At 68.5% G+C, this 16,290-nt stretch carries 16 protein-coding genes; 10 read left to right on the plus strand and 6 right to left on the minus strand.

Features of this window, described 5'->3' with window-relative positions; all coding sequences use genetic code 11:
* Positions 1-342 precede the first annotated feature (342 nt).
* Entirely contained in the window at positions 343-1,425 is a 1,083-nt protein-coding gene (locus tag STSP_RS23510) for a metallophosphoesterase (protein ID WP_067281667.1), read from the plus strand.
* 181 nt (positions 1,426-1,606) lie between these two features.
* On the plus strand, positions 1,607-2,485 hold the full coding sequence (locus STSP_RS23515; protein WP_067281669.1) for a hypothetical protein: 879 nt from the start codon (positions 1,607-1,609) through the stop codon (positions 2,483-2,485).
* 123 nt (positions 2,486-2,608) lie between these two features.
* On the opposite strand, the gene thiC is transcribed toward STSP_RS23515, so the two are convergent.
* Positions 2,609-4,408 carry a phosphomethylpyrimidine synthase ThiC gene (thiC, locus tag STSP_RS23520; protein ID WP_067281672.1) on the minus strand — a complete coding sequence of 600 codons (1,800 nt, stop codon included), beginning with the start codon at positions 4,406-4,408 and terminating at the stop codon, positions 2,609-2,611.
* A 229-nt stretch (positions 4,409-4,637) separates the two neighbouring features.
* On the opposite strand from thiC, the gene STSP_RS23525 reads away from it, so the two are divergent.
* The gene (locus STSP_RS23525; RefSeq protein WP_408646350.1) at positions 4,638-6,080 is read left to right on the plus strand and encodes a YibE/F family protein; all 1,443 of its coding nucleotides are present in this window, start codon (positions 4,638-4,640) and stop codon (positions 6,078-6,080) included.
* 78 nt (positions 6,081-6,158) lie between these two features.
* Here STSP_RS23525 and STSP_RS23530 read toward each other — a convergent pair whose 3' ends face one another.
* The 4 genes from STSP_RS23530 to STSP_RS23545 form a co-directional block, all read right to left on the minus strand.
* The gene (locus STSP_RS23530) at positions 6,159-6,596 is read right to left on the minus strand and encodes an SsgA family sporulation/cell division regulator (protein WP_067281677.1); all 438 of its coding nucleotides are present in this window, start codon (positions 6,594-6,596) and stop codon (positions 6,159-6,161) included.
* An 84-nt stretch (positions 6,597-6,680) separates the two neighbouring features.
* Positions 6,681-7,532 (minus strand): IclR family transcriptional regulator, encoded by an 852-nt coding sequence (locus tag STSP_RS23535; RefSeq protein ID WP_408646349.1) that lies wholly within the window; start codon positions 7,530-7,532, stop codon positions 6,681-6,683.
* Positions 7,533-7,833: 301 nt separating this feature from the next.
* Positions 7,834-8,049: a DUF5326 family protein gene (locus tag STSP_RS23540; protein WP_067281679.1), complete on the minus strand. Its 216-nt coding sequence runs from the start codon at positions 8,047-8,049 to the stop codon at positions 7,834-7,836.
* Between the two features lie 195 nt (positions 8,050-8,244).
* On the minus strand, positions 8,245-8,562 hold the full coding sequence (locus tag STSP_RS23545) for a cupin domain-containing protein (RefSeq protein WP_067281682.1): 318 nt from the start codon (positions 8,560-8,562) through the stop codon (positions 8,245-8,247).
* Positions 8,563-8,621: 59 nt separating this feature from the next.
* Between STSP_RS23545 and STSP_RS23550 the strand changes: the two genes are divergently transcribed.
* The 5 genes from STSP_RS23550 to STSP_RS23570 all read left to right on the plus strand — a co-directional run bounded on the left by STSP_RS23550 (position 8,622) and on the right by STSP_RS23570 (position 12,479).
* Complete coding sequence (locus STSP_RS23550; protein WP_067281685.1) at positions 8,622-8,999, plus strand: phage holin family protein; 378 nt, start codon at positions 8,622-8,624, stop codon at positions 8,997-8,999.
* Positions 9,000-9,044: 45 nt separating this feature from the next.
* Positions 9,045-9,536 carry a low molecular weight protein-tyrosine-phosphatase gene (locus STSP_RS23555; RefSeq protein WP_067281847.1) on the plus strand — a complete coding sequence of 164 codons (492 nt, stop codon included), beginning with the start codon at positions 9,045-9,047 and terminating at the stop codon, positions 9,534-9,536.
* On the plus strand, positions 9,533-10,738 hold the full coding sequence (locus STSP_RS23560) for a cystathionine gamma-lyase (protein ID WP_078067439.1): 1,206 nt from the start codon (positions 9,533-9,535) through the stop codon (positions 10,736-10,738). The genes STSP_RS23555 and STSP_RS23560 overlap by 4 nt, the downstream gene beginning before the upstream one ends.
* Positions 10,739-10,998: 260 nt before the next feature.
* A complete protein-coding gene (locus STSP_RS23565) occupies positions 10,999-11,904 on the plus strand; it encodes a LysR family transcriptional regulator (RefSeq protein WP_067281688.1) in 906 nt (301 codons plus the stop codon).
* Between the two features lie 92 nt (positions 11,905-11,996).
* Complete coding sequence (locus tag STSP_RS23570; protein ID WP_067281691.1) at positions 11,997-12,479, plus strand: NUDIX domain-containing protein; 483 nt, start codon at positions 11,997-11,999, stop codon at positions 12,477-12,479.
* A gap of 60 nt (positions 12,480-12,539) precedes the next feature.
* On the opposite strand, the gene STSP_RS23575 is transcribed toward STSP_RS23570, so the two are convergent.
* Positions 12,540-14,144 carry a globin domain-containing protein gene (locus STSP_RS23575; protein ID WP_107441379.1) on the minus strand — a complete coding sequence of 535 codons (1,605 nt, stop codon included), beginning with the start codon at positions 14,142-14,144 and terminating at the stop codon, positions 12,540-12,542.
* A gap of 646 nt (positions 14,145-14,790) precedes the next feature.
* Between STSP_RS23575 and STSP_RS23580 the strand changes: the two genes are divergently transcribed.
* Positions 14,791-15,657: a GNAT family N-acetyltransferase gene (locus STSP_RS23580; RefSeq protein WP_067281696.1), complete on the plus strand. Its 867-nt coding sequence runs from the start codon at positions 14,791-14,793 to the stop codon at positions 15,655-15,657.
* A 48-nt stretch (positions 15,658-15,705) separates the two neighbouring features.
* Entirely contained in the window at positions 15,706-16,158 is a 453-nt protein-coding gene (locus tag STSP_RS23585) for a GNAT family N-acetyltransferase (RefSeq protein WP_067281700.1), read from the plus strand.
* Positions 16,159-16,290: the final 132 nt, after the last annotated feature.

Consider the following 16,290-nt stretch of genomic DNA (forward strand, 5'->3'; position numbering starts at 1 on the left):
CCTCCTCCCAGCGGCGGCAGCCGCGCCCCCTGGTCAGCCCGCCCCGCTCCCCCGGTCCGGGATAGATCACCGGTCCGGGACAGACCACCGGTCCGGGACGGAGCAGGCCGCGACGGCGCAGGCGGGGAGAGCGAAAGACGCCCAGCTGCCATGGCCTGCAGGGAATCCCCTGCCCAATTCGGGAGAAAACTTCGGTGAACCGGGGTACGAAGCCGATTCACCACCCCTGGGTCATCACACAGAACGAGCCGCATTCCTATGATGGGCGGACGACACCGCGGGCCGCTGCGACCAGGCAGTCCGATCCGGTGCAGATGCGGCGCAATGGTGGTGGAGGGGTCGATGACTCAGGGGGCCGGTCAGGGACCCGAGGTGCGGACGGCGACGCTGCGCGACTTCCGCGTTCCGGCATACGTCCACGAGACCGGTCCCTACGCGCACAGTGCCGTCTCCGTAGGGCAGAACACCGGCATGCCCGAGGACGCGGCGGAGCCCAAGGGCTACACACCGACCCAGCGCGACCTCCCGGTCGTCAACCGCGGAGACACCCTCCAGGTGCCGCTCTCGCCCGAGCTTGCGCCGGACCCCGGCACCCCCGAAGGCCTCGGCCCCCTCTACGTCGTGGGCGACGTCCACGGCTACCTCGACCAGCTGGTCGCGGCGCTCCAGGAGAAGGGCCTCATCGACGCCGAGGGCAACTGGTCCGCGGGCAACGCGCGGCTGTGGTTCCTCGGCGACTTCACCGACCGCGGGCCCGACGGTGTCGGCGTCATCGACCTCGTGATGCGGCTGTCCGCCGAGGCCGCGGCCGCCGGCGGCTACTGCAAGGCCCTTATGGGCAACCACGAACTGCTGCTGCTCGGCGCCAAGCGCTTCGGCGACACACCGGTCAACTCCGGTGCAGGAACGGCCACTTTCCAGGCCGCCTGGCTGCTCAACGGCGGCCAGAAGACCGACATGGAGCGCCTCGAGGACCACCATCTGCAGTGGATGGCACGCCTCGACGCGATGGTGGAAGCGGACGGCCATCTCCTGGTGCACTCCGACACCACCGCCTACCTCGAGTACGGCGACTCCATCGAAGCGGTCAACGACACGGTCCGCGAGACCCTCACCCGCAACGACGCCGACGAATGCTGGGACCTCTTCCGCAAGTTCACCAAGCGCTTCGCCTTCCGCGACGAGGAAGCAGGCTCCAGCGCCGTGCGTGAGCTCCTCACCACGTACGGCGGCACCCGCATCGTGCACGGCCACAGCCCCATCCCGTACCTCCTCGGCGAGGTCGGCTCCGAGGACGGCGAGAACGGCGCCGGACCCGTCGTCGAGGGCCCGCACATCTACGCCGGCGGTCTGGCCATCGCCATGGACGGCGGTGTGACCATGGCCGGAAAACTGCTGGTCTGCCAACTCCCCCTGAATAAGTGACCGTTCGCCGGGCAGGCGCCCGGCGACGTCGGCAGCTCTGGCCACGGGCCCAATTTCCGGAAACCCCCTGTCACCACCAGCCGTGGCCGCTCTACCATCGGTTTATCCGTAGCAGGCTCCCCTCCGTTTCTGCCACGGCTCGCAAGCCTGCGAGCTCCCAAGCCCTACGGAGCATCGGGGGATGCACATGAACAGCGCTCCGCACCTGCCGAATGAGGACCGCCAGGAGTACGAGCGGGTCCTCGATGAGGCGCTGCGCTCCGCACCACACCGCCCTGATCTGGCCGCGATAGGCCGACAGCTCAACGCCGAGCAGCTGCGTACCATGGCGCTCGATGCCACGGCAGTGATCACGGCAGCCGCCGCAACCGAGTACCAGCACTATGTGAAGGTCCGTGACGAGTTCCGCGAACCGGCACGGCCCGGCATGTCCGTACGCGACGGGGCAGGCCGCACGGAGTCCGGCTCGGGCGCCGTGGGGCTCGCCGCCACCACCACGAGTGAGGTCACCCAGCCCGTCGGCGCCGGCGTGATCGCCGTCGTCGCGGTGCTCACCCCCGTCCTCGCCGGCACCGCAGCAGCGATCTTCCTGCTCGTCGGCTACGTCCTGAAGGCGCTCGATCCCCGCGAGGCGTTCGCACACACCCTCCTGACGACCGGCTGGGTGTTCACGGCGATCACGGCCGCGGCCATCCTGGTCGCCGCCGTGGGTCTGCTGCTCACCGCCCTGCGCAACGGCTCCACGTCACTCCAGGCCGACGAGTACAACGAGCACAGCGAGGCGGTGGACCAGGCCAGGGAAGCCTGGCACCAGGCACTCCTGGAGCGCGGCATACTGCCCTTCCTCAGGGAGGCCCTGGCCGATCCCGACCCGGCACCACCGAGCCGCACCACGCCGACCGCCCCGACCGCGCCGACCAGCCGTATTCCTCAACTCGGGTACGACAGGCCGGGCTTCAGCAGTCCGGACGGCGGCTCAACCGCCGGCCCGCGCCCGAGCTTCTCCAGCCCGGACTTCACAAGCCCGGACTTCGGAGGGCCGGACCACAAGCCGGAGTGAGCCTGATCCGGGCTGGACCGGCCAGGGCAGGAAGCCGGGCCCACACGCCCGGCGGGGCCCGGCCCGCGGCGGCCGAGCCGCATGGGCCTCTCGATGCGCGGCTGAGACCCATGCGGCGACCGCTCAGTCGGCGATCGGCAGATACACCCGATTGCCCGCCGCCGCGAACTCCTTGGACTTCTGCTCCATGCCCGCCTCGATCTCGCTCTTCGTAGAGCCGTGTTCGCGACGGATGTCCTGCGAGATCTTCATCGAGCAGAACTTCGGGCCGCACATCGAGCAGAAGTGCGCGGTCTTCGCCGGCTCGGCCGGGAGTGTCTCGTCGTGGAACTCCCTTGCCGTGTCCGGGTCGAGGGCCAGGTTGAACTGGTCCTCCCAGCGGAACTCGAAGCGGGCGTCCGACAGTGCGTCGTCCCACTCCTGGGCGCCCGGGTGCCCCTTGGCGAGGTCGGCCGCGTGGGCGGCGATCTTGTAGGTGATGACGCCCGTCTTGACGTCGTCACGGTTGGGCAGGCCCAGGTGCTCCTTGGGCGTGACGTAGCAGAGCATCGCCGTGCCCCACCAGGCGATCATCGCGGCACCGATGCCGGAGGTGATGTGGTCGTACGCCGGCGCGACGTCCGTCGTCAGCGGACCGAGCGTATAGAAGGGGGCCTCCTCGCAGATCTCCTGCTGAAGGTCGATGTTCTCCTTGATCTTGTGCATCGGGACGTGTCCCGGGCCCTCGATCATGGTCTGGACGTCGAAACGCTTCGCGATCCGGTTGAGCTCCCCGAGCGTCTTGAGCTCGGCGAACTGGGCCTCGTCGTTGGCGTCGGCGATCGAGCCGGGCCGCAGGCCGTCGCCGAGGGAGTACGTCACGTCGTAGGCCGCGAGGATCTCGCAGAGCTCCTCGAAGTTCTCGTAGAGGAAGCTCTCCTTGTGGTGCGCCAGGCACCACGCGGCCATGATCGAGCCGCCGCGGGAGACGATGCCGGTCTTGCGGTTGGCCGTCAGTGGTACGAAGGGCAGGCGCACGCCTGCGTGGACGGTCATGTAGTCCACGCCCTGCTCGGCCTGTTCGATGACCGTGTCCTTGTAGATCTCCCAGGTCAGTTCCTCGGCCTTGCCGTCGACCTTCTCGAGGGCCTGGTAGAGGGGCACGGTGCCGATCGGGACGGGGGAGTTGCGGAGCACCCACTCGCGCGTGGTGTGGATGTTGCGGCCGGTGGAGAGGTCCATGACCGTGTCCGCGCCCCAGCGGGTCGCCCAGGTCATCTTCTCCACCTCCTCCTCGATGGAGGAGGTCACAGCGGAGTTGCCGATGTTGGCGTTGACCTTCACCAGGAAACGCTTGCCGATGATCATCGGCTCGATCTCCGGGTGGTTGACGTTGGCGGGCAGCACCGCGCGTCCGCCGGCGATCTCCTCGCGTACGACCTCGGGGTCGACGTTCTCGCGGATCGCCACGAACTCCATCTCGGGCGTGATCTCGCCCCGTCGTGCGTACGCGAGTTGTGTCACGGACTGCCCGGTGCGGCCCCTGCGGGGCTGGCGCGGCCGCCCGGGGAAGACGGCGTCCAGGTTGCGCAGTCCGCCGCGGGGAGAGGTGTGCTTGATTCCGTCGTCCTCGGGGCGGACGGGACGGCCCGCGTACTCCTCCGTGTCGCCGCGGGCGGTGATCCAGTTCTCGCGGAGGGGCGGGAGGCCCCTGCGGACGTCGGTGGTGGTGGACGGGTCGGTGTACGGCCCGGACGTGTCGTACAGCGTGACGGACTGGCCGTTGGTGAGGTGCACCTGACGGACCGGCACGCGCAGGTCGGGGCGTGAACCCTCGACGTACGCCTTGTGCCAGCCGATGGACTTCCCGGCCTCCCCATTGCCGGAGTTCTCCTTGCTGGAGTTCTCCGTGGAGGCAGGCGTGCGTGCGTCCTTGATGGTCATGAGACCTACTCCCTACGCCGGCATTACCCGGTAACAGGTTCAGCGGTCGACGCAGCGGTTTCCGTCTGCCGATGTTTCATGTGAAACATCGCGATGACGGAGGTCAGCGCCCTCTCAGCCCGGTGCTCCGAGCTCCCGCGATTACAAAAGTGCCTCCACGCTAGCGTCATGTCTGGCGAGCTGAACAGAGGACCCCCGTCGTTCTTGCGATGATCTGGCTGTGAGCCCCATGCATCAGCCCCCGCAGCCGCCCTCCGAACCGCCGCACGGCCAGGGCCCGGCCGGCCCCCCGTACGGGGGTGGCAACAACCATGGCCCTGGCCCCGGGCATGGCCACGCGCACGCCCATGCCCACGGTCCCGCCGCGCCCGTCTCGAAGCATCTGCGCAAGGTGATCGCCGCGGTGCTGATCCCCTTCGCGGCCGCCGTCGTCGTGGGTCTCGCCGTCCTCTGGCCCGGCGGCGCGCCGCCGCACGAGCGCACCGGAGTCGGCTTCGACCGGCAGACCGAGCAGGCCAGGGTCGTCAAGGTCGAGAAGGTGGACTGCAAGGACGTGAACGCATCGGGGGACACCCCGACGGGCGACACGTCGACCGCCGAGGGCCAGTCCGCCCAGCAGCAGGCGAACGGAATCTGCGGGAAGGCGACGGTCGAGGTCACGACCGGCGAGAACAAGGGCCGTCAGTTCACGGAGATCGTGCAGCCGGACGCGCCGCGGCAGCTGCGGCAGGGCCAGGACGTGGTGGTCGCGTACGCGCCCGACGCCCCCAGGGAGCTGCAGTACTCGGTCACCGACGTGAACCGCAGGTTCCCCATGGCGCTGCTCGCCGCGGTCTTCGCGCTCGCCGTGGTCGTGGTGGGGCGGATGCGCGGTCTCATGGCGCTGATCGCGCTGACGATCAGTTTCCTGGTGCTGACGCTGTTCATCCTGCCCGCGATTCTTCAGGGATCGAATCCGCTGGTCGTCGCGGTGGTCGGGGCGAGCGCCATCATGCTGATCGCGCTCTATCTCTGCCACGGACTCACGGCCCGTACGTCGGTCGCGGTGCTGGGCACACTCGTGTCGCTGCTGCTGATCGGCCTGCTGGGATCGCTGTTCATCGACTGGGCCTCGCTGACCGGCAACACGGACGACAACACCGGCCTGATCCACGGCCTGTACCCGGACATCGACATGAGCGGTCTACTGCTCGCGGGGGTGATCATCGGTTCGCTCGGTGTGCTCGACGACGTGACGGTGACGCAGACTTCGGCGGTCTGGGAGCTGCACGCGGCTGATCCGACCATGGGTTGGCGGAAGCTGTACCGAGCGGGCATCAGGATCGGCCGCGACCACATCGCATCGGTCGTGAACACTCTGGTCCTGGCGTACGCGGGCGCGGCCCTGCCGCTGCTGCTGCTCTTCTCGATCGCCCAGAGCAGTGTGGGCGCGGTGGCCAACAGTGAGCTGGTGGCGGAGGAGATTGTGCGGACCCTGGTGGGCTCGATCGGGCTCGTCGCGTCGGTGCCGGTGACGACCGCTCTCGCCGCGCTGGTGGTCGCCGCCGACAGGCCCGGCCAGGCTCCGCGCGGGCCGGCCCCGAGTGCGACGGGGGCGGCGGATGCCCGGTCGGCAACGGGCACCCGGCCGCCGACGCCACGCGGCGGACGAGGACGGCGCCGCAAGCGCTGATGCCGGAACGATGCGCTGGAGATGCCGCAACAGAGGAAGCGTTACGGCAACTGCAGGTGCATGTGCGGTTCCGTTCCGTCAGCCGGCGCTCTGTTCCTCGGCGAGGATCCGGTCCAGGGTCTCGTCGAGGCTGGCGTCAAAGTCGGCGAGGGCACGTTCCTGCCCCAGCGGCACCAGCTTGTCGGTGCGGTCCAGGAAGGCCACCAGGGGTGCGACCCCGGCCCTGAACATCGCCTGGTCCGTGCTCACCTGAAGGGTGATCAGCACTTCGTCGAACATCTTGTCCCCGGTGGGAGCGATACGCACATCGCCGTCGCCGCACGGCGCGACCACTCCATCGACCAGCAGCTCCCGCCCAAATGCCCAGGTCACGGGAGCATCGCCTGGTAGATGGAAGGTCAACCGCACGGCATAGGGATCCCGGGTCTCATAACTCAGCTCCACCGGAATGCGGAAGGAGAGCTCCTCGGAAACGAGGAAGCTCATCATGACCTCAGCCTGTACGGACTCGCGCATCGCCGCCCCGTCAAATTCGCCGTCGTCTGGCCAGGGATGGGCCCCTGGCACGCATGTGGAATCTTGCTCAACGTACACAACAGATCACAAGGAGTGATTTTTCAGATGCTGATAGAGACCGAGAGTCCCTGACAGCCTGCCTATCTCGCTCTGCAACCGCCGAGCCACGGGAAGCAGCCGTTCCTCCTGGTGGGCCGGGAGGGAGACGGCGATCGCGGCGGCCGTGGTACCGAAGGTGAGGGGGATCGCGGCGCACACGGTTCCGAGCGCGTACTCCTGACGCTCGGTGACCGGCTGCATGCGGCGCATCGTCTCCAGTCGACGCAGGAAGGTTCTTTCATCGCGGACGGAGTACGGGGTGAGCGACTGCACCGGATAGCGGTCCAGATGGTCCCGGCGTGCTTCGTCATCCAGTTGGGACAGCAGGCACTGGCCGATCGCATGGGTGTGCGCGGTCTCACGGAAGTCCGCCCATTCCGGCACGGCGGGGGTGGCCGGGCTGTCAGCCACGGCCAGGACGTCGATCTCGCCGTCCCGGTACACCGCGTAGTACACGGGTACGCCGAGGGAGTCGCGCCAGTGCGCCAGCGCGTCGCCCATACTGCTGCGACGTTTCTGCTGAACGCCCTTGCTGCTCAGCCGTTCGATGGCGTCGCCCAGGACGAACCGGCCGTCCTCCCGATGGAGATAACCCTCGTGCGCCAGCGTGCGCAGCAGGTGATACGCGGTGGGAAGCGCGAGCCCGGTCTCACGGGCCAGCTGCTTGGCAGGCGCGCCATGGTCGTGAGCGGCGACGGCCTCCAGCAGGCGTATGGCCCGCTGGACCGATCCGATGAGGGTGGGCGCCTGGGCCTGGGCACCGCTGGGGCGAGGACCGGGCTGGACCGGGAGACAGTGGGAAGGTTTGTCGGCGGGTGTGGTGTCAACCTTGGCCAAGGGTCGCTCCCGAAGCGCGTGGGTTCCGCCCGTGCCGGGGGACACGGGGAAGGGGCTCAGAGCCCGCCCGCGGGGGGCCACCCCGCGTCGGATTACCGGACTCTAGCCCTTGGCCGCCGGCTGCCGGCGGCCTCGCCGGGAAACTTCCCCCTGGCGAGGGAACCGCGCCGGAATCCGCGCACTGCCACGCTGATTTCGGGTCACCCTGGGACCTGTCGGTCGTTACTGCGCGATCTGTCGGCCACTGGTACTGGGCTGGCGGCCGGTGCCGCGCGATCGACCCGGCCCGCCGCTGCGCCACCTACCAGTCGCTGTGACGCGAGGACGAGGTCGACATGAACTTCCGTACGACGTAGATGAGTCCACCGACGAGCGCGACGAACAGCAGCACCTTGAAGAGCAGGCCGATCACGAAGCCGACCACGCTCGCGATCATCCCGCCGAACACCACCAGGGCGATGACGGGCACCGCGATCCACTTCACCCACCAGGGCATACCCGCGAAGATCTCTCGCACAGCCATCGTCCTTACCTCTTTCCACACGCCTGAGTCCGTGTCCTCGATGCTAGGGGCGCGCTGGGGGGCTGTGGGGCCGCCGGGCCCCCTGTCCTTCCCTGATCGTCCCCCTAGGGAACCCCGAGACGGCTCCCCGGCCGGAGCGGATCACTGAGGCGGTCCCGGGCCGCTCAGCACTCGGGCGAGGGAAACTGCTCAGCCCTCGGGCGGGGAGAAGACCACAAGAACCCGCAGGTCCTCCGAGATGTGGTGGAACTTGTGCGCGACTCCGGCCGGCACATAGACGACGCTGCCCCGGGCGACCTGTGTGGTCTCCATGCCGACCGTGATCGACGCGCGCCCACTGACGACGAAGTACACCTCGTCCTGGTTGTGCGGCTTCTGCGGGTCGTGCTCGCCCGCGTTGAGCGCATACAGGCCGACCGACATGTTCCGCTCGCGCAGAAACTGCAGATACGCACCGTCATGGGCGGCGCGCTCCGCCTCCAGTTCGTCCAGCCGGAATGCCTTCATCGCTTCTTCCGCCCCTTGGCCGTACTCGTGATCCGATCGGGTCTGCCACGATCAGACACATGATGAATTTCCTAGTCAAGACAATCGCCAACGCCGGAGCCCTGGCCGTGGCCGTATGGCTGCTCGACAAGATCACCCTGACCGGTGACAGCACCGGCAAGAAGATCGGCACCCTGCTCCTCGTCGCGCTGATCTTCGGCCTGGTGAACTTCGTCGTCAAGCCGATCGTGAAGCTCCTGAGCCTCCCCCTGCTCATCCTGACGCTCGGCCTGTTCACCCTGGTCGTCAACGCACTGATGCTGCTGCTGACCTCGTGGCTCGCCGACAAGCTCGACCTGAGCTTCCACGTCGAGGGGTTCTGGACCGCCGTGCTGGGCGGCCTGATCATTTCGATCGTGTCCTGGGCCCTGAACGTCGTCCTCCCGGACAAGGACTGAACGCATCAGATGTCTTCCCTCCCTTCCCGGTCGTCGGCGCCGTCCGTGCCGTATCGCGTGTGCTTCGTCTGCACCGGCAACATCTGCCGCTCGCCCATGGCCCAGTCCGTCTTCAGGGAGCGCGTCCGTGAGGCGGGTCTCGGCGATCTCATCGAGGTCGACAGCGCGGGCACGGGCGGATGGCACGAAGGGGACTGCGCCGACCCCCGCACCGTCTCCGTGCTCGAGGCGAACGGATACGCGAGCGAACACGTGGCCCGGGAGTTCCAGTCCTCCTGGTTCTCCCGGCTCGACCTGGTGATCGCGCTGGACTCCGGCCATGTGCGGGCTCTGCGACGGCTGGCGCCGACCCTGGAGGACGCGGACAAGGTCCGGCTGCTGCGTTCCTTCGACCCCTCCGCCTCCGGCGATCTCGACGTGCCCGATCCTTATTACGGGGGCCTGGACGGGTTCGAAGAGTGCCTGGACATGGTGGAGGCGGCGAGCGAAGGTCTGCTCGCCGCTGTGCGCAAGGCAGTGGAAGGACAGGCGGCATGACGGACACCCCGGAGAAGGCGGACACCCCCGAGGAGGCAGGGCACGCGGAAGAGGCGTGGGCTGGGCCGGGCACGCGCGCGTCGGAGGCCGGCGACGGCACGCGCGCGGTGCGGGCCGGTCTGCCGGAGCCCGTGAAGTACGAGCCGAGCCTGCCGGGTCCGGTGTTCGCGGCGCACTTCCACCTGCCCGGCGACCCCACGGGTCCGTACACCTACGCCCGTGACGAGAACCCGACCTGGACGCATCTGGAGCGGGCCATCGGCGAGCTTGAGGCGCCGGAGCAGGACGTGGAGACGCTCGTCTTCGCGTCCGGCATGGCCGCGATCTCGGCCGTGCTGTTCTCGCAGCTGCGGGCGGGCGACGCGGTGGTCCTGCCGAGCGACGGCTACCAGGTCCTGCCGCTGGTCCGCGAACAGCTGACCGCGTACGGCATCGAAGTACGCACCGCGCCGACGGGCGGTGATGCCCAGCTCGACGTCCTGGACGGGGCCCGTCTGCTGTGGATCGAGACGCCGTCGAACCCGGGTCTCGACGTGTGCGACGTACGGCGGCTCGTCGAGGCGGCACACGCGCGTGGCACTCTGGTCGCCGTCGACAACACCCTCGCCACCCCGCTCGGCCAGCGCCCGCTGGAACTCGGCGCCGACTTCGCCGTGGCCAGCGGCACCAAGCAGCTGACCGGCCACGGAGACATCCTGCTGGGGTACGTCGCCTGCCGCGACGCCGAGCTCGCGGCTTCCGTCCGGCGCTGGCGCAAGATCGTCGGGGCCATTCTGGGTCCGATGGAGGCCTGGCTCGCCCATCGCGCCATCGCCACGCTTCAGTTGCGGGCCGACCGGCAGAACGCCAACGCGCTGGCAGTCGCCGAGGCGCTGCGCGGCCGGGAAGAGGTGACCGGGCTGCGCTACCCGGGCCTGCCGGACGATCCCTCGCACAAGATCGCTTCCCAGCAGATGCGCCGTTTCGGGTGCGTGGTCTCGTTCACTCTGCCCACGCGCGCGCGTGCCGATCGTTTTCTGGAGGCGCTGCGGCTCGTGGACGATGCGACGAGCTTCGGCGGTGTCCGTTCGACGGCCGAGCGGCGTGGCCGGTGGGGCGGGGACGCGGTTCCCGAAGGGTTCATCCGCTTCTCGGCCGGGGCGGAGGACACCGATGATCTGGTGTCGGATGTGCTGCGGGCGCTCGACGCGTCGGCTGACTGACGACGTCCGGAACGCCAGGGCGCATGTCCGGCACAGCGCGGCCGCGGGCGCCAGGTGCCCGCGGCTCATACCGTTGCGTACGGCGGACGGTCCGAGCCTCCCCCCTCGTGGCTCGGACCGTCCCGGTTCTGCGCGCGAAGAACCGCAGGAACAAGGCTAGTTGACTCTCTGTCAGTGTCCAATCACAGTAGCGACAGAGACCTATCGACTTATTTATAGTTGGGCGCGGCTGGGGGGCTTGGGGAGGGGAGGCGCTACCGATGGATCTGGCCCTGCTGCGCACTTTTGTGACCGTGCACCGGGCCGGCTCCTTCACCAGGGCCGCCGCTCTGCTCGGTCTCTCGCAGCCTGCCGTGACCTCCCAGATCCGCACCCTGGAGCGGCAGCTGGGTCGCCCGCTCTTTCTCCGTCAGGCGCGAGGTGTGACTCCGACGACGATCGGCGACGAGCTGGCCCACAAGGCCGCTCCGCATCTCGACGCCCTGGTGGAGATCGCCGAGGCCGGGCTCGACGAGGACTCCTCCTTACGCACGCTGCATCTCGCGGGTCCCCCGGAGTTCACCGCCGAGCGCGCTCTGCCGGCCCTTGCCGGACTGACCCGCGAGGACGGCCAGGCCTTCGCCCTGCGTGCCTCGTTCGGCAATGCCGAGGAGACACTCGAAGGCCTGGCCGCCGGGCATCATGATCTGGCCATTACGACGGCCCGTCCGCGGGGTGCTCTGCTCACCGCGACTGCGCTCTGCGACGAAGAGCACGTCCTCGTCGCGGCTCCCCGCTGGGCCGCCCATATCGGCTCCGACAAACTGCACCGCAATGACCCGCCGGCCCTCGAGAACCTGCCGGTGGTGGAGGTGCATGAGTCACTGCCGCTCATGGCCCGCTACTGGGCCGCCGTCTTCGACTGCCGGCCGGCGATCTCCGGCACGGTCATCGTTCCCGATCTCCGCGCGGTGTTGGCCTGCGCCATCGCGGGGGCCGGGCTCGCTGTGCTGCCTCGCTATCTGTGCGCTCCGGCCCTGGAGCGCGGAGCCCTCGTCGCGCTCCTCGATCCGGCGGTGCCGCCGCTGCGGACGTACTTCCTGGCGGTGCGCACCGGCACACTCGCCATGCCGCACATCGCGCGTGCACACGAGTGGCTACTACGGGCTGCAGCCGACTGGGCGTGATCTGACCACCAGGAAGTCCGCCAGATGCACCCGGGACATACCGACGGCATTCGCGAGGTTTCACGTGGAACCGACCGGGCCACATTTCTCCCATGACCGTCCGACCCGTGGTCAAGCGCACCGCACGTGCCGTCCTGCTGGATGGCGATGACCTGATCCTGATCAAGCGGACCAAGCCTGGCGTCGACCCTTACTGGGTCACCCCCGGTGGCGGGGTCGAGCCCGAGGACGCGACCGTCGTCGACGCGCTCCATCGCGAAGTGCATGAGGAACTCGGCGCCAAGATCGTCGATGTGGTGCCCTGCTTTGTGGACACCGTGGAGCACATCGGCGAGGACGGCGGCGCGACCGGTGTGAAAGTGCAGCACTTCTTCGTCTGCCGGCTGGAATCCATGGACGAGGCCCATCGCCACGGCCCGGAGGTGGAGGAGCCGTCCGGAGAGTACGAGATCGTGCGCGTGCCCTTCACGCGTGTGGGCATCGCGTCCGTCCATCTCGTGCCGCTGTCGCTGCGGCACTACCTCGACGGCAATATCGAGGGCGTACGGGCGATGCACGCGCCTGACCTCGGCTGACGGGCACCGTTGACCTGGACCGACGGGCACGTTGACCTCGGCCGACGGAAACCGGTCACATCAGTCGCCGATCGTGACGAGCTCCTCGATGGCGTCGTGGCGAATCCGGTCCGAAGGAAGTCCGATGTCCCTCAGGGCGTCCACGCCACGGCGGATCATGCCCGGAGGCCCCGACAGATAGGCGTCGTACTCGTCCCAGGGGCCGTATGCGCGTATGGCGTCAGGGAGCTGGAGATGGGCCTGCTGATCGACGACCGGCCGCACCTCCAGCCAGGGGTGGGACTGCTGGAGACGCAGCATCGTGTCGATGTCGTACAGGTCGTGATCGGTACGCGCGCCGTAGAAGACCTCGACCGGGCGTCGCTCACCGTGTTCGGCGACATCCTCTATGAGCGCCTTGATGGGCGCGATGCCGGTGCCTCCGCCGAGGCAGAGAAGACCGGTGTCGGTGCCGTGGTCGACGGTCATCGACCCTGCCGGCGGGCCGAGCCGGATCACGTCCCCCGGGCGGGCGCGGTGCACCAGCGCGTTGGAGACCCAGCCGGCCGGCACCGCCTTGACATGGAAGGACAGCAGCCCGTCGGAGCGTGGCGCGGAAGCGAACGAGTAGTGCCGCCATACCCTCGGCCACCACGGCGTCTCCAGACTGGTGTACTGACCGGCCAGGAACGGATACGGCTGGTCCGGGCGGACCGTGATGACGGCGATGTCGGGTGTCCTGAGATCATGCGAGACGACCTCGGCGTACCACCATGCGGGGGCCCGTAGCTCGTCCTCCGCCGCGGCATCGATCATGACCTGGGAGATCGTCGTGTAGGTGCGGACCCAGGCAGCCTCGGTCTCGTCGTCCCAAGTGTTCGTGGCGTACCTGGTCAGCGCCGCGATGAGGCACTCACCGACGGCCGGATAGTGCTCGGGCCGGGTGCCGTACTTGCGGTGGCCGCGGCCGAGATTCTGCAGGTAGGCGACGAGGACGTCGGTGTTGTCGATGTGCTCGGCGGCGGTCAGCAGCGCCTTGAGGAGACGGTCGCGCTGAGTGTCCATGGCCGCGGGGAACAGGGACCGCAGCTCGGGGTGGCGGACGAAGAGCAGCGCATAGAAGTAGGACGTCACCTTGTCGGCGACAGGCCCGACCTCGGCCATGGTGCGCCTGACGAGCACGGCGTCCGGGGATGCGCCGTCCGCTGCGTGGTGGCGCGCGGGTTCGGGGTCGCGGGTGGGCACGTGTGGGGACGCGTGAGCGGGAGCATTCTCCGGCGCGAGAGCGGGAGCCTGGGCCGTCGCAGAAGCGGTGGCTTCGGGAGTGCGGGAGTCACGGTGCGTCGGGTGAGAGGCTGCTGGTCCAGCAGCGGGCTCCGGTCGAGTCAGAAGCGTTCCTGCGCGTGCGGGGGCCGTCCTTGCGTCCGGTCCCGGGCTCGGCTCCGACGGATCGGCCGTGTGGATAGTTGATGATTTCGGCGCGGATGATGGTTCCGATGGGGGCACAGGGCCTGATCCGGGCCTGCCGACAGGGTGTATGGGCGATATGCGACGGCCTTCAACCGCCTCCGGCTCCTCGCCGGCGGGCCTCGGTGGCTGCTTGCGCGGCGTGAACCAGCCGCCCCCGCCGCCGCTGTTGTCGCCGGAAGTGCCGTTGTCGGCCGACTGCGTGGTCGGAGCGTCCATGCTGTGCCTCGCCTCGAACATCTTTCGGTCGGTCTGCGCACTTCCCGTGTCGGAAGTTTGCTTGATTCCCCCGCTGCCACTTGCTCTCTTCGCTGTGCACCGCCCGGATGCAATGCCGTCCACATTGAACCTTGGGCTCCCGCCCTCCAAGGACAAGTGGGGCGGGATTGTGACATTGGCCGCAGCCTTGTGACGGCAGCATCCCATGCTGCGCCATGAACCCTGCCGCGTAACGGAAAGTACGGGTCTTCGATCTCTCCGTCCCATTAGGCTGCGATGACGTGCGCTCGGCCCCGCGGGTCACCTAGGTACACGGGGCCGAACCGGACTCGACCATACCGGCAGATGCCCCACACACAAGTCCTTCCTTCCTTCACAAGGAATTCAGCGCACTCCACCGGGAAATGCGGCCAATTAGCGGGCAGCCACATCAAATTGCCGGTCGGATGAGGTACTGCGAGGCTCGTACGCAACCTTGCCTCCCTGGCCAGACGCTGTGCGCGCCTGTCGTGCCCGCCTGTCGCCCGTACCGTGTTTCACGTGAAACCGAGGCTCCGCAGGCCAGGCCCTCCTATGTGGCCGAAGTGTGCACAGCAGCTCGCAAATCGTTGGACACCACGGCTCCGCATCAGCCAGCCTGACGTGCGTGTCGTCCCTCTGCCTCTCCACCCTGCCGATTCGTCAGCTCACTCCGCGAGATCTCACATCCTGCGCCGATCTGTCTCAGGACCGCGGTTGGCCACGCGAAGAACACAAGTGGCGCCTTCTCCTGACGGCCGGTACCGGCTATGGCATCGACGATCCCGAAGGCGGCTTGGTCGGCGCCTGTGTCGTCACCGAGTACGGTGCGCGGGACCGCGCTGATCTGGCGGCGGTCGGCATGGTGCTGGTCGCGGAGCGCCACTCCCGCCAGGTCGTGGGCCGCCGGCTGATGCAGCATGCCATCGCCCGAGCCGGCGCGACCCCGCTCACGCTGCACGCGACGTCTGCCGGCCGCCCTCTCTACGAGGAGCTGGGATTCAAGTCCGTGGGACAGGCGCAGATGGTCCTGGGCCGCTTCCGTCCGGGCGGTGCCCACCCCGCTGTCCCCACCCGCCCCGCCACCGCGGAGGATCTGCCCGCGATTCTCCGGCTGGACGCCGAGGTGTTCGGCGCCGACCGTACGCACATGGTCACGCGACTGCCCGCGTTTGCCGACCAGTTGAGGGTTGCGGAGCAGGACGGCGAGATCGTCGGCTACGCGGCCGCGTGGCCCAATATGGCGACCCATGTCGTCGGGCCGCTGATCGCCCGTGACACGGAGACAGCCAAGGCACTCGTCACCTCCCTCGCCGCCGGCACGGAACGCCTCCTGCGCACAGACATCGACGTACGCCACGAAGAGCTGCTCTGCTGGATCACGGAGCGAGGAGTGGAGCCTCAGGGGCTCAACTCCGTGATGACGTACGGCATCCCGGATCTGCCGGGCGACTGGACGCGGCGCTTCGCGCCTCTGACGGTCGCCGCTGGCTGATACGGCCAGTGAGGCCCGGTCACAGGGCTGCTTCTAGGCTGCCTGTTCATGGAAGATCTCGAGATACGGGCCGCCACCGCCGACGACCTCCCGGCCATCGTGGCCATGTTGGCCGACGACCCCCTGGGTGCCCAGCGGGAGTCGCCAGATGATCTCCAGCCGTATGCGGCCGCGTTTGCGCGGCTGGTCGACGACCCGCACCAGCACCTGGTCGTCGCCGAACGCGACGGGCGGGTGGTCGGGACGCTTCAGCTCACGATCATCCCGGGACTGTCCCGGAGAGGCTCCACCCGCTCGATCATCGAAGGCGTACGCGTACATGGCGACGAACGCGGAAACGGTCTCGGCGGCCGGCTCATCGAGTGGGCTGTGGAGGAATCCAGGCGCCAGGACTGCCAGTTGGTGCAGTTGACCTCCGACGCCACTCGCACGGACGCCCACCGCTTCTATGAGAGGCTCGGCTTCATCGCCTCACATGTGGGCTTCAAGCTTCAGCTCTGAACGCGCAAGCGTAGATCAAGCCCGGCTGAGACGCCGGTCAAGCGCAGTGAGGCGCAGCTTGGACGGAGAAAAGCCGCCTGTTTCACGTGAAACAGGCAGCTCTCCGCCTCCTCTCCGCGCGGATCCGCTCAC

It is taken from the genome of Streptomyces jeddahensis (genome assembly GCF_001642995.1).
In the GTDB taxonomy this organism is placed as follows: Bacteria; Actinomycetota; Actinomycetes; order Streptomycetales; family Streptomycetaceae; genus Streptomyces; species Streptomyces jeddahensis.

Bases quoted from the DNA above. Each gene is read 5' to 3' on its own strand.
- STSP_RS23510 (WP_067281667.1), top strand. From the start codon at position 343: ATGACTCAGGGGGCCGGTCAGGGACCCGAGGTGCGGACGGCGACGCTG.
- STSP_RS23515 (WP_067281669.1), top strand. From the start codon at position 1,607: ATGCACATGAACAGCGCTCCGCACCTGCCGAATGAGGACCGCCAGGAG.
- thiC (WP_067281672.1), bottom strand. From the start codon at position 4,408: ATGACCATCAAGGACGCACGCACGCCTGCCTCCACGGAGAACTCCAGC.
- STSP_RS23525 (WP_408646350.1), top strand. From the start codon at position 4,638: ATGCATCAGCCCCCGCAGCCGCCCTCCGAACCGCCGCACGGCCAGGGC.
- STSP_RS23530 (WP_067281677.1), bottom strand. From the start codon at position 6,596: ATGCGCGAGTCCGTACAGGCTGAGGTCATGATGAGCTTCCTCGTTTCC.
- STSP_RS23545 (WP_067281682.1), bottom strand. From the start codon at position 8,562: ATGAAGGCATTCCGGCTGGACGAACTGGAGGCGGAGCGCGCCGCCCAT.
- STSP_RS23550 (WP_067281685.1), top strand. From the start codon at position 8,622: ATGATGAATTTCCTAGTCAAGACAATCGCCAACGCCGGAGCCCTGGCC.
- STSP_RS23560 (WP_078067439.1), top strand. From the start codon at position 9,533: ATGACGGACACCCCGGAGAAGGCGGACACCCCCGAGGAGGCAGGGCAC.
- STSP_RS23565 (WP_067281688.1), top strand. From the start codon at position 10,999: ATGGATCTGGCCCTGCTGCGCACTTTTGTGACCGTGCACCGGGCCGGC.
- STSP_RS23570 (WP_067281691.1), top strand. From the start codon at position 11,997: ATGACCGTCCGACCCGTGGTCAAGCGCACCGCACGTGCCGTCCTGCTG.
- STSP_RS23575 (WP_107441379.1), bottom strand. From the start codon at position 14,144: ATGGACGCTCCGACCACGCAGTCGGCCGACAACGGCACTTCCGGCGAC.
- STSP_RS23585 (WP_067281700.1), top strand. From the start codon at position 15,706: ATGGAAGATCTCGAGATACGGGCCGCCACCGCCGACGACCTCCCGGCC.